Below are 12,017 nucleotides of genomic sequence, written 5' to 3'. Positions count from 1 at the left end.
GCCGGTCGCGGGGAAGATACGGCGGCCCTCAGCGCCGGAAGGCGGCGGCGAGTTCGATGTGGGGGGAAAAGCGGAACTGGTCGACAACCTGCACCCATTGCAGGGCAAAACCGGCAGCCGAGAGTGTCGCGGCATCTCGCGCGAAGGTCACCGGGTTGCAGGACACCATGGCGACTGTCTTCAGGTCCGAGGCCGCGATTTCGGCGACCTGCGCCTCGGCACCTGCCCGCGGCGGGTCGATCACGGCGGCATCGAAGCGGCCCAGTTCTCCTGCGATCAACGGGCGGCGGAATAGATCACGGGTTTCGGTCGTGACCTGACGCAGGCCGGTGGCGTGCCGCCAGCCGGAATCGAGTGCCGCCAGCATCTCCGCGGCGCCTTCGACGGCATGAACATCGGCCGTCTGCGCCAGCGGCAGGGAGAAGGTGCCACATCCGGCGAAAAGATCGACGATCCGGGCGTGATCTCCGACCGCTTCGCCGACGGCCTTTACCAATGCCTGCTGTCCCGCAGCCGATGCCTGCAGGAAGGCGCCCGGTGGCAGCGGCACCTGCGCGGTACCCAGCGTGGCACGCGGCTGGCTGGCCAGGGCAACGCCCTCGCCGTTCCAAGTCAACCGCGCAAGGCCGAGGGATCGGGCCTCATCGGCAAGCGCCTCGCGCAGCGGTCTGTCGAGCGGCTTGCCGTTTTCCACCGCGAGATCCGCGCCGCCATCCGTTTCCGTCACCGACAGCCGCAACACCCCCTTGCGCGACGTGCCGATACGGATCAACGCCCCGAGCTTTCCGGTGAGTTCAAGGATCTGCGGAACAAGGATCACACAGCCATCAATGGGAACTATCGCATCGGAACGGCGGGCATGGAAGCCGATCTCCGTGCCCTTCTTGGTGCGCCGGCCCGCAAGCGTCGCACGCCGGCGGCTGTAGAGAGGCGAGGTGGCAACCGGGCGGAACTCCGCGTTCAGCCCCTGCGCGGCAAGGGCACGCGTGACGACCGTCTGCTTCCAGCCTGCGACAAAGCCATCCGACGCGTGCTGCAATGCGCAGCCGCCGCAGCGGGTGAATTGCGGACAGGGCGGCACAACCCGGTCGGGCGATGCGGACAGAAGCCCATGCGGCGGAGCAGCCGCCAGTTTCTCCCCCGGCAGGGCGAACGGATGGAAGCTGCCGTCAATGGCGATGCCATCACCGAGGTGGCCTAGGCGGGTGATTTCGATATCTGTCATCGCCATCGGTTTACGCGGCGGATGCGGCTTCGGAAAGCGAAACCTTTTGTTTCCCAAAAAGACCATTATCACATCGACAGCCGGGAACTATCTTTTCTCGTGAAACAAATAAGGATATCATCATGCAGGCCAGCATCCCGGCCCGCCCTCCCGCCCCTGCGGGGTTGCGCATCGGCCATGTTCATCTGCGCGTCTCTTCACTGGAGCGCGCCATCAGCTTCTACAAGGACGTGCTCGGCCTCGACCTCGTCCAACGCTACGGGCCGGGGGCAGCTTTCTTGTCCGCAGGCGGGTATCATCATCATATCGGACTGAACACTTGGGAGAGCCTCGGCGGAACGCCGCCGCCCATGGGTCATACCGGTCTGTATCACACCGCTTTTGTGTATCCGGAACGCGCCGACCTCGGTGCCGCGCTGCGACGGCTGGACGCGGCTGGCATCCGGCTATCCGGTGCTGCGGACCACGGTGTCAGCGAGGCGCTCTACCTCGATGATCCGGACATGAACGGCGTTGAACTCTACTGGGACAGGCCGAGGGAGATGTGGCCCGTCAACGCAGAGGGCCAGCTCGAGATGACGAATAGGCGTCTGGATCTAGCCGCATTGCGGGCGGCGTGACCTTCTCGGCGGCGAGCAGGTATTCCTGATTGCCGTCGCTGCCCGTCACCGGGCATTCGATCAGGCCCAGCACATCCCACCCCTCGCCGGTGACGAATTCGCGCACCCTGTCGCAAGCTCTGGCGCGGGCCTCTTCGGACCTGACAATGCCGCCCTTGCCGATGTCCGCCGGTGAAAGTTCAAACTGCGGTTTGACGAGAATGATCGCATGGGCGCCAGGACGAGCAAGGGACAGAGGCACCGGCAGTGCCTTGGTCGCGGAAATGAAGCTGACATCGGAGACGACCCAGTCGGGCAGCACCACCTCGTCCGTCAGGTTGCGGGCATCCAGCCCTTCAAGGCAGACGACACCCGGATCGGCCCTGACGGAGGCGTGCAACTGGCCGCGACCGACATCGACTGCATAGACCCGCCGTGCGCCATGTGCCCGTAGCACTTCGGTGAAACCACCGGTGGAAGCGCCAATGTCGAGGGCAATGGCGCCGCCCGGGTCCAGCTCGAAATGCTCGAGGGCGGCCACGAGCTTGAGTGCGGCGCGAGATACCCAGGGAAGCGGATTTCCCTCAACCTCCAGCGCTTCGTCGGTCACCGGTTGCGAGGGCTTTGTCGCCGCCACGCCGTTCACCCGCACGGCACCCGCGCCGATCAGCATCTGCGCGCGGCTGCGGCTCTCGGCCAGACCGGCCCTGACGAGGGCGAGATCGAGACGGATCGGGTCTTTGCTCATGCGATGCAGGCTGCTCCGGTGGTTCGGCAGGAGATTGGACCCTGCCGCCCCGCATCACAACCCCGGCGTGCCTTTCTGGTCCGGATTGCGCCTGACATAGGCAGCCTTGATCATTTCTGATGTTTCGCGGCTTTCATCGTGGCTCCAGCCCGGCGGCGCGATGGCATAGTTGAGCCGCTGGCGCCATGTCAGTCCGGGCTGGCAAATGTCGCGAAGCATCGCCACCCATTCGTGGAAGGCGACACGCAGCGGGTTGAAGGTGCCAATGTTGTGGACGAGACCGTATTGCACGGCCTCTTCCTCCAATTCCGGCACGAAAGTTCCGAACATCCTGTCCCATATGATCAGGGTTCCGGCATAATTGGCATCGAGGTAGCGGGGGTTGCGGCCATGGTGGACGCGGTGATGCGACGGGGTATTAAACACCGCCTCGAACCAGCGTGGCAGCTTGCCTATGGCTTCGGTATGAATCCAGAACTGGTAGACTAGGTTGATGCCGCCGGCGAAGATCACCATCGCCGGGTGAAACCCGAGCAGGATCAGCGGTGCCCGCAGCAGCCACATGAACGTGAACGTGCCGGTCCAGCTTTGCCGCAGCGCTGTTGTCAGATTGTAGTGCTGCGAAGAGTGGTGATTGACATGCTCCGCCCAGACCCAACGCGAGGTATGGGCGATACGGTGATACCAGTAATAGCGGAAGTCATCGAGGACGAAGCAGAGCAGCACGACATACCATGCAGTGCCCAGATCGAAGACGCGGTACTCCCAGAGCCAGAGGTAGAACCCGTAGGCAATGAAACCCAGCGCGATACCGGCGACGACATTGCCGGCCCCCATCAGCAGCGAGGTGAGGGCATCACGCGTTTCGTAGCGCCCCGTGGCCCGCAGCCAGCGGATCGCTGCGATTTCCGCCAATATCGTCAGGATGAACACCGGCACTGCCAGGGTAACGATATCAGGATAGGTCAGGGTGTCGCTCATACGGATCTGCCTTGTTGCTCGGGGGCTGTCCATTCCGCGCGGCTGCCGGCATCGGCGAGGCGGATCAGGGCTGCGGGTGCGCCGGTGTCGCGGAAACGCAGGCGCAGGCCGTCGGATGTTTCCTCTACCCGAACGCCCTGGGGCTGAAACCGGCGCAGGACGATGCCGTCGCCCATGCACCAGACGACACCGCGTGCGCCGGACTTCGTCGTCAGCAGCGCGGCGCGGGCGTCATCGGACAGGGCGACGCGCGTCGGCTCGTCATCCGGGTATTCGCCGGCCCAGGCCCGGCGGACGGCATGGTCATCAAGGGTCAGACGGCCTGTCCAGCCGGACATGTGGACGATGAACACGATGCCGAGAATTCCGCCGACCACGAGCGGGACAAGTATGGTAAGAGGCATGTTCCCTCCGGGTTTCAGCCGGAAGTCTGTGCCAGAGCCGCACACACCGTCAAGTTGAGCGACGCAAGATAGCGACGCAGTTCCGCGACGGAAGTGATGTGCACGAAAGTCAGGTGTGGCGGCGGGTCGGCCTTGATGGCCAGCGGTCTGACGCGGGTGGTGTTGCGGGTGCGCCAGATGAAGGCGAAGAATTCGCGGCTGAACCGTTCCGGGCAGTTTTCCGGCAGTGAAGGCCTGTCCTGGCCGTAGTGACGCAACGTGCGCCAGACGACACGGGCGAGGCGCAGGCTCACCGGCAGATCCAGCCAGATACACGTATCGGCGCGGGCCACACGCTCCGGGTAGGCGGCGCTGTGATTGCCCTCGAAAATCCAGCGCTCGCGCGCGTGCACCTCTGAACAGAGCCGTCCCTTCTCCTCTCGGTCCCGCTCCACCCAGCCGGGCAGATGGTGGATCTGGTCCATGTGGAACACCGGCAGGCCGGTGCGTTCACCGAGCTCCAGCGCCAGTGTTGTCTTGCCGGACCCGGGTCCGCCGATAATCATGACGCGCTGCATCTGCCGCCCCCGCCGTGATGGTGATCGCTCTTGAAAGACAGCTCTGATGGCAGGGACCGCAAAGGCCTGTCAAGTTTCCTGTCATCACTCTGCCGCGTCGAGGTCGAGGAAACCACCGGACTGGCGTTGCCAGAACCGCGCGTAAAGTCCTCCCCGCGCCAACAACTGCTCATGCGTGCCTTCCTCGACGATCCGGCCCTTGTCCATCACCACGATCCGGTCCATCTCCGCGATGGTCGAGAGTCTGTGGGCGATGGCCACGACCGTCTTGCCCTGCATCACCTCGTGCAACGTGGTCTGGATCTCGGCCTCCACCTCGCTGTCCAGGGCGCTGGTTGCCTCATCCAGCACCAGCACCGGTGCATCCTTGAGGAAGGCGCGGGCCAGTGCGATGCGTTGGCGTTGCCCGCCGGACAGCTTGACGCCGCGTTCGCCCAGACGGGCATCATAGCCTTTCCGGCCCTTGTGATCGCGCAGCGTCAGGATGAAGTCATGGGCGGAGGCACGCCGCGCGGCCTCGAACACCTCTTCGTCGCTGGCATCCGGCCTGCCATAGCGGATATTTTCCATCGCCGAGCGGTTGAACATCGAAGTTTCCTGCCGGACGACCGCTATCGCCTCGCGCAGGGCGGCAAGCGTGATGTCGCGGATATCAGTTCTGCCCAGCAGCACGCGCCCTTCCTCCACATCGTGTAGGCGCAGCAGCAGCGACACCGCGGTGGATTTGCCGGCACCCGATGCCCCGACGAGGCCAACCTTCTCACCCTCCGCGATCTCCAGCGAAAAGCGGTTCATCGCCGCAATGTCGCCCCCGTAGCGAAAGGTGACGTCATCGAAGCGGATCGCGCCATGTGGCGCTTGTTCCGCCGCGCCCTTGCGGTTGGTGATCTCGTGCGCGGCGGCCAGTGTCGCCATGCCGTCCTCGATCTCGCCGATGTTGGTGAAGATCGACATCGCCACCCGTCCCAGCCGGTTGGTCAGCATGGAAAGCCGGGTGGTGACCATCGCCGTCATCGCGATGTCACCTGCCGTTGCCTGGCCCAGGCTCCACAGGTAGAGCGCACCGAGTATGGCAAAGAGCGGCAGCATGCCACCCAGCGTCATCAGCACCATGCGGAACAACGCGGAAATATGGCCGAAGGACAGTGATCGCTCGCGATACGTGTCGAGCGCACGGATCGTGGCACGATCCTCCTCCGCATCCTGCGCAAACAGCTTGACGGTGGTGATGTTGGACAGGGTGTCGACGATCTGCCCGGTGACGTGGGTACGCGCGCCCGCCCTGTCGGCGGACCGCGCTTGAACGCGGGGGATGAAGAACCGCAGCGCCGCCACGTAAAGAACCGCCCAGACGACGAAGATCAGCAAAAGGCGCGGGTCGATCGCGCCAAGCAGCAGGAAGGACCCGGCGAACATCGCCAGCGAGTAGACCACGACATCGGAAACCTCGATGACGAGATCGGTCAGCGCCCGTGCCGCCTGCAGTGCTTTTTGGCTGATCCTGCCCGCGAAGTCGTTCTCGAAAAAGCGCATCGAGTGGCCAAGGACATGGCGGTTGAGACGCGACAGGACCAACGGGAACAGATGCGGGCCAAGCAGAATGCCGGAAACAGCTGCGTCGAACACGAAGATGAGGGGACGAACAATGAGGAAAAAGATGCAGCCGGCGACGATCAGGGGCCAGAACGGCTCCCAAAACCCGCCCGTGCCGGTGGCCGACGCACTGTCGATCACCCAGCCGGTGAAACGCGCGGCGACAAGCTCCGACGCGCCGGTCAGGAAGGTAACGGCAAAGGCCAGCAGGATCGACGGCTCCGCACCTCTCAGCCCCCAGCGCATGAACGCATAAAGGCTTGTCGGTGGCGGCCCCTCGGCAGGGGCGAACGGATCGATCAGGCCTAGGTATTTCGCCACTACTCAGCCGCCTTGAGGTCGAGGAACCCGCCGGACTGGCGCCGCCAGAACCGGGCATACAGGCCGCCCCTGGAAAGCAGGTCTTCGTGTGTGCCCTCCTCGACGATCCGGCCCTGATCCATCACCACGATCCGGTCCATCTCCGCGATGGTCGAAAGGCGGTGGGCAATGGCGACAACGGTCTTGCCTTCCATCACCTCGTGCAAGGCCGTCTGGATTTCCGCTTCGACCTCGCTGTCCAGCGCACTGGTCGCCTCGTCCAGTACCAGCACGGGTGCGTCTTTCAGGATGGCACGGGCGAGGGCAATACGCTGTCGCTGGCCGCCGGACAGCTTTACCCCGCGCTCCCCGAGATGGGCGTCGTATCCCTCCCGCTTGTGCAGGTCGCGCAGCTCGTGGATGAAATCGTCGGCACTGGCGCGTCTTGCTGCCTCGACAACTTCCGCATCAGTCGCCTCGATCCGACCATAGCGGATGTTCTCGCGGGCGGAGCGATTGAACATAGCGGTTTCCTGCCGGACGACGCTGATCTGCTTGCGCAGGCCGTCCTGGGCGATATCGCGAATGTCATTGTCACCCAGAAGGATGCGTCCCTCCTCGATCTCGTAGAGCCGCAACAGCAACGATACGACCGTGGTCTTGCCGGCGCCGGACTGGCCGACGAGCGCGACCTTCTCGCCCGGCCTGATCGACAGGTTGAAATCCGCCAGCGCCGCCGAGCCCTCCCGGCCGTACCCGAAATTGATGCCCTCGAAGCGAATTCCGGCATCCTGCGGCGCAGGCCAGACAGCCCCCGGCTTATCCTGGATCGCATGCGGCGGCGACAGGGTCCGCATCCCGTCCTCGATCTCGCCGATGTTGGCGAAGATACCGAGCGCTGTGAACGACACCCAGCCGGACATCTGGGCGAGACGCATGGAAATCAGCCCCGCCATGGCGATATCCCCGGCTGTCGCGGTGCCGACGGACCAGTAGTGAAGGGTCAGGCCGATCAGCACCACCGGCAGCAGTCCGGCCAGCGTGAACAGCGTCAGCCTGAAGCCGACGACCAGCCGGCCGAACCCGAGGGAGGCACCGCGAAACTTGCCGAGTGCGTCAATGGCGGCCCGGTCCTCGTGATCGCCGTGGCTGAACAGTTTGACCGTGGCGATGTTGGTGACCGTGTCGACGATCTGGCCCGTCACCATCGCCCGCGCCGAGGCCCGCGCGCGGGACCGGACGCGGATGCGCGGCAGGTACCAGCGGATCAACAGGATATAGAGTGCCAGCCAGACAATCAGCACGACTGCCAATTCCACATTGACGCTGCCCATAAGCACCATCGCGCCGGTGGTGGAGGCGATGGCGAAGCCGAAGATGTTGCAGGTTTCGACCACCACATCCGTCAGCGCCCGCGCCGTCTGCTGCGATTTCTGGGCAATCCGGCCCGCGAAATCGTCATCGAAGAACTTCATCGCCTGGCCGATCGTGTGCCGGTTCAGGCGGGTCAGGATCAGCGGGTAAAGGTTGGGGCCGAGCGCCAACGAGGTCATGGCCGCGTTCAGCGCCATGACGGCCGGGCGGAGGAAGGCCAGGAAAACACCGATGGCTATCAGGGCAGCAACCTGCGTCGACAGGAAATCCGGGCCGGTCGCCTGCGCGGAATCGATGGCCCAGCCGACAAACCACGCAGCCGCCAGTTCCATCAGCCCGACGATCACCGACAGTGCCAGCGCCACGAAGATGGCCGGAAACGCCCCCGACAGGCACCAGCGCATGAACGGGCCGAGCCTGCGCGGCGCGGGGCCGTCCGCATGGCGAAATGCATCGACCATGTCCGCGATCTTGTTCAACACCTGCCGTCGTCCCTTTTCTTATGCCTGCCCGTCTTCCGCACCGATGAACCCGCCCGATTGCCGCGCCCACAGCCGGGCGTATAACCCACCGGCGGCCAGCAGCGCATCGTGGGTGCCTTGCTCCACGATCCGGCCCGCTTCCATCACCACGATCCTGTCCATCGCCGCGATGGTTGACAACCGGTGGGCAATGGCCAGCACCGTCTTGCCCTCCATCAGCCGGAACAGCGTTTTCTGAATGGCTGCCTCGACCTCGCTGTCGAGGGCGGAGGTGGCTTCGTCCAGTATCAAGATAGGGGCATCTTTCAGGATGACACGTGCAATCGCAATTCTTTGTCGCTGCCCGCCGGAAAGTTTGACGCCCCGCTCGCCGACATGGGCATCATAGCCGCGCCGCCCCGCCTTGTCTTGCAGATCGGGGATGAAATTTTCGGCTTCCGCCAACCGTGCTGCCCTTCGGATCGCCTCCTCCGAAACGTCGCGCCCCAGGGTGATGTTGTCGCGCAGCGACCGGTTGAGCAGTGCACTGTCCTGGGCGACCATGGCGATATTGGCGTGCAGGCTCTCCTGCGTGACTTTGCGAAGGTCCTGCCCGTCGATGGCAATCCGCCCCGTTTCCAGCTCGAAAAAGCGCAGGATCAGGTTAGCTAGCGTCGATTTGCCCGCGCCCGAAGGGCCGACCAATCCGACCTTCTCGCCGGCCCGTATCTCCAGCGAAACGCCATCCAGCCCGCCGCGTTCTTTGCCGTAGCGGTGGTGGAGGCCCTGCAGCGAGATCGCACCGCCGCTCACCCGCAGCGGGCGGGCATCAGCGGCATCGGTGATCGCCAGCGGCTGCCCGACTGTCTTCAGTGCCTCGCGCAACGCACCGGTGCTGGCGAAGATGTCGGCCACCGCATCGAGCAACCATTCGGCCATCGAGGTGATCTTGAAGCCCAGCGCCAGCGCCGCCGCCACCAAGCCCAGTGTGGCGGCGCCCTGCTGCCACAGCCAGACTCCGTAGCCGACCAGCCCCACCAGCATCACCCCTTCCAGTACCGTGATCGCGACGTTGAGACCGACCTCCACCCGCTGCACCGCATAGAACCGCTGTCGCAAGCCCTCGAACAGCGTCCGCGCCTCCCGCTCCCGTGCCTTGCTGTCGGCGAACAGCGCGACCGTGCCGATATTGCCGAACACATCGACCATCAACCCGTTGAGCGCCGAACGCGCCTCCTGATGGCGCTCGGTCGTCGCCTCCATCTTCGGCACGACCAGTATCGTCATGCAGATGTAGAGCGATGTCCAAAGCAGGATCGGCATTGCGAGGCGCAAGTCGGCGGCGGCCATCAGGATCAGGATACCGACAACGTAGATGACCACGTAAACGATCGTGTTCACGGCCCGATAGATTGCCACCGTCGCCGCCCCGCCGGTTTCCATCACCCGTGTTGCGGTGCGCCCCGCCAGATCATCCTGAAACCAGCCGACCGACTGGCGGGAGACATGGGCCCAAGCCCGCCAGCGGGCCATCACATCCAGGTTGGGGCGCAGGCCGAGGTCGTTCGTCGCTTCCCGCGCGAAGTGAAACACCGGCCGGACTACCAGCAGCACCAGCACCACGGCGATCAGGTGCCAGCCATGAACCTGCCAGAGCGTCGCGCGGTCTGCCGTGGCCAGCACATCGATCAACCGCCCTGCGTAGGCGATCAGGAACACCTCGATACCGCCGGCAATGACGGAGAGGCCAAGCGCGAGCAGAATCGGACAGCGCATGGCCACAAGCAATGAGCGCAGGAACGGCCAGACCCTGTCGGATGGCCGTTCCACCGGCGCGAACGGATCGGCGAGGGTTTCGAACGGCGTTGCGAGGCGGCGCAGGCCGCCTCGCATCTTCATTCTGCCGCCTCGATGCCGAGGAAGCCGCCGGACTGCCGCGCCCAGAGCCCGGCATACAGTCCGCCGGAGGACAGCAGATCCTCGTGGCTGCCGTCCTCGACCACGCGCCCGTGATCAAGCACGATGATCCGGTCCATCTGGGCGATGGTGGAGAGGCGGTGGGCGATGGCGATCACCGTCTTGCCCTCCATCACGCCGTAGAGTGTCTCTTGGATCGCGGCCTCCACCTCGCTGTCCAGCGCACTCGTCGCCTCGTCGAGGATCAGGATCGGCGCGTCCTTCAGGATCACCCGCGCAAGCGCGATGCGCTGGCGCTGGCCGCCTGACAGCTTGACGCCGCGCTCGCCCACGAAGGCGTTGTAGCCGCGCCGACCCTTCGGATCCTCGAGGTCCTGAATGAACCGGTGTGCCTCGGCCCGTTCCGCCGCTTCCACCATTTCCGCCTCTGTCGCCTCCGGCTTGCCATAGAGTATGTTGGCGCGAACGGAGCGGTGGAGCAGCGAACTGTCCTGCGTCACCATCCCGATCGCCTGCCGCAAGCTGTCCTGCGTCACCGCCCCGACATCCTGACCGTCGATCAGGATGCGGCCCTGCTCCACGTCGCGGAACCGCAGCAGCAGGTTGACGAGGCTCGATTTGCCGGCGCCGGATCGACCGACGAGCCCGACCTTCTGGCCGGCCGGGATTGTCAGGTTCACATCCGTTAGGCCGCCGGTGTCCTTGCCATAGTGATGGGTCAGCCCGTCGAAGCGGATTTCACCGGCGGTAACCTTCAACTCTCCAGCTTGCGCCCTGTCGGTCACCGCATGGGGCACGGAGACGGAGCGCAGCCCTTCGCGCACCACACCGGCCTGTTCGAACAGGCGGATGACGACCCACATGATCCAGCCGGACATCCCGTTCAGCCGGATCGCCAGCGCCGATGCCACCGCCACCTCGCCGATCGTGACCGTACCCGCCGTCCACAACCAGATGGCAGGCACCATCATGCCCACCAGCAGGATGCCGTTGATGACGTTCAGGCCCAATTGCAGTTCCGTCATCAGCCGCAGGAATCGCTGGAACCGCAGTTGGTGCCGCTTCATCGAGGAGCGCGCATAGGCTTCCTCTCGCGCACCGTGGGCGAACAGTTTCACCGTTTCGATATTGGCATAGGCATCGACGACGCGCCCGGAGACAAGGCTGCGCGCGTCCGACCATTTCTCCGACGCCACCGCCACCCGCTTGGCGATGCGGTGAGTATAGGCGCAGAACACGACAACCCAGATCACTAGCGGCAGCGAAATGCGCCAGTCGATCCCGGTGACCACGATGATCGCGCCGATCACGTAGGCGCTGGCGAACCAGACCGCCTCGAAGAACATGTAGGTGGTGTCTTCCACCGCCGAGCCGAGTTGCATCACGCGGTTGGAAAGCCGCCCCGCGAAATCGTTCTGGAAGTATCCCATACTCTGGCCGAGCATGTGCTTGTGCGCCCGCCAGCGCGCCTGGTCCATCAGGTTGCCCGAGAGCATCTGCTCCAGGAACAGGTGATGCAGGCCGATAAGCAACGGCCGCGCGAGGATCACGAAGCTGGCAACCAGCGCCAGTTCCAGCATGTGCAGGCCGAGGAAGGCTCCGGGCCCGGCATTGGCCATCAGGTCGATCAGCCTGCCGGAGTAGAACAGAAGGCCGCTCTCCATGATGGCCACGGCAGCACCCGTGGCAGCCATGTAGGGCACGAAACGGCCGAAACTGCTCCATTGTGTGCGGTAATAGGCGAACAGGTTTGCGGGGGGCGTCTTTTCATCGAAAGGCGCAAAGGAATCAACGAGTCGTTCAAAACGCCGGTACATCGGTCCAGCCCTTGTATTTGTGTTTCAGGGTTTCAGCATGG

10 protein-coding genes are annotated in these 12,017 nt (G+C 64.5%); 1 reads left to right on the top strand and 9 read right to left on the bottom strand.

What is annotated here, in order from left to right:
* Nucleotides 1-28: 28 nt before the first annotated feature.
* On the bottom strand, nucleotides 29-1,225 hold the full coding sequence (locus GO499_RS18220; protein WP_161863522.1) for a class I SAM-dependent RNA methyltransferase: 1,197 nt from the start codon (nucleotides 1,223-1,225) through the stop codon (nucleotides 29-31).
* Between the two features lie 122 nt (nucleotides 1,226-1,347).
* On the opposite strand from GO499_RS18220, the gene GO499_RS18215 reads away from it, so the two are divergent.
* Nucleotides 1,348-1,845, top strand: coding sequence for a VOC family protein (locus tag GO499_RS18215; protein ID WP_161863521.1), 498 nt, complete (start codon nucleotides 1,348-1,350; stop codon nucleotides 1,843-1,845).
* Here GO499_RS18215 and GO499_RS18210 read toward each other — a convergent pair.
* The 8 genes from GO499_RS18210 to GO499_RS18175 form a co-directional block, all read right to left on the bottom strand.
* Nucleotides 1,778-2,572, bottom strand: a complete 795-nt coding sequence (locus tag GO499_RS18210; protein ID WP_161863520.1) for a TlyA family RNA methyltransferase — start codon at nucleotides 2,570-2,572, stop codon at nucleotides 1,778-1,780. The two genes, GO499_RS18215 and GO499_RS18210, sit on opposite strands and share 68 nt — an antisense overlap.
* 54 nt (nucleotides 2,573-2,626) lie before the next feature.
* The gene (locus GO499_RS18205; protein ID WP_161863519.1) at nucleotides 2,627-3,553 is read right to left on the bottom strand and encodes a sterol desaturase family protein; all 927 of its coding nucleotides are present in this window, start codon (nucleotides 3,551-3,553) and stop codon (nucleotides 2,627-2,629) included.
* Complete coding sequence (locus GO499_RS18200) at nucleotides 3,550-3,957, bottom strand: hypothetical protein (RefSeq protein ID WP_161863518.1); 408 nt, start codon at nucleotides 3,955-3,957, stop codon at nucleotides 3,550-3,552. The genes GO499_RS18205 and GO499_RS18200 overlap by 4 nt, the downstream gene beginning before the upstream one ends.
* A gap of 14 nt (nucleotides 3,958-3,971) precedes the next feature.
* Nucleotides 3,972-4,514: a P-loop NTPase family protein gene (locus GO499_RS18195; RefSeq protein ID WP_161863517.1), complete on the bottom strand. Its 543-nt coding sequence runs from the start codon at nucleotides 4,512-4,514 to the stop codon at nucleotides 3,972-3,974.
* 84 nt (nucleotides 4,515-4,598) lie between these two features.
* Nucleotides 4,599-6,428: an ABC transporter ATP-binding protein gene (locus tag GO499_RS18190; RefSeq protein ID WP_284154807.1), complete on the bottom strand. Its 1,830-nt coding sequence runs from the start codon at nucleotides 6,426-6,428 to the stop codon at nucleotides 4,599-4,601.
* Nucleotides 6,428-8,242, bottom strand: a complete 1,815-nt coding sequence (locus GO499_RS18185; RefSeq protein WP_161864059.1) for an ABC transporter ATP-binding protein — start codon at nucleotides 8,240-8,242, stop codon at nucleotides 6,428-6,430. Before GO499_RS18185 ends, GO499_RS18190 begins: the two co-directional genes overlap by 1 nt.
* Before the next feature lie 39 nt (nucleotides 8,243-8,281).
* Nucleotides 8,282-10,141, bottom strand: coding sequence for an ABC transporter ATP-binding protein (locus GO499_RS18180; RefSeq protein WP_284154806.1), 1,860 nt, complete (start codon nucleotides 10,139-10,141; stop codon nucleotides 8,282-8,284).
* Nucleotides 10,138-11,976, bottom strand: coding sequence for an ABC transporter ATP-binding protein (locus tag GO499_RS18175; protein ID WP_161863516.1), 1,839 nt, complete (start codon nucleotides 11,974-11,976; stop codon nucleotides 10,138-10,140). The genes GO499_RS18180 and GO499_RS18175 overlap by 4 nt, the downstream gene beginning before the upstream one ends.
* Between the last annotated feature and the right edge of the window lie 41 nt (nucleotides 11,977-12,017).

This window comes from Algicella marina (assembly GCF_009931615.1).
In the GTDB taxonomy this organism is placed as follows: domain Bacteria; phylum Pseudomonadota; class Alphaproteobacteria; order Rhodobacterales; family Rhodobacteraceae; genus Algicella; species Algicella marina.
The sequence above is the reverse complement of the archived record's forward strand: the minus strand, read 5'-3'. Positions and strand labels throughout refer to the sequence as shown.

What these genes read in the sequence shown, in the direction of transcription:
- GO499_RS18220 (WP_161863522.1), bottom strand. Translation starts at nt 1,225, where the DNA reads ATGACAGATATCGAAATCACCCGCCTAGGCCACCTCGGTGATGGCATC.
- GO499_RS18215 (WP_161863521.1), top strand. Translation starts at nt 1,348, where the DNA reads ATGCAGGCCAGCATCCCGGCCCGCCCTCCCGCCCCTGCGGGGTTGCGC.
- GO499_RS18210 (WP_161863520.1), bottom strand. Translation starts at nt 2,572, where the DNA reads ATGAGCAAAGACCCGATCCGTCTCGATCTCGCCCTCGTCAGGGCCGGT.
- GO499_RS18205 (WP_161863519.1), bottom strand. Translation starts at nt 3,553, where the DNA reads ATGAGCGACACCCTGACCTATCCTGATATCGTTACCCTGGCAGTGCCG.
- GO499_RS18200 (WP_161863518.1), bottom strand. Translation starts at nt 3,957, where the DNA reads ATGCCTCTTACCATACTTGTCCCGCTCGTGGTCGGCGGAATTCTCGGC.
- GO499_RS18195 (WP_161863517.1), bottom strand. Translation starts at nt 4,514, where the DNA reads ATGCAGCGCGTCATGATTATCGGCGGACCCGGGTCCGGCAAGACAACA.
- GO499_RS18185 (WP_161864059.1), bottom strand. Translation starts at nt 8,242, where the DNA reads ATGGTCGATGCATTTCGCCATGCGGACGGCCCCGCGCCGCGCAGGCTC.
- GO499_RS18180 (WP_284154806.1), bottom strand. Translation starts at nt 10,141, where the DNA reads ATGAAGATGCGAGGCGGCCTGCGCCGCCTCGCAACGCCGTTCGAAACC.
- GO499_RS18175 (WP_161863516.1), bottom strand. Translation starts at nt 11,976, where the DNA reads ATGTACCGGCGTTTTGAACGACTCGTTGATTCCTTTGCGCCTTTCGAT.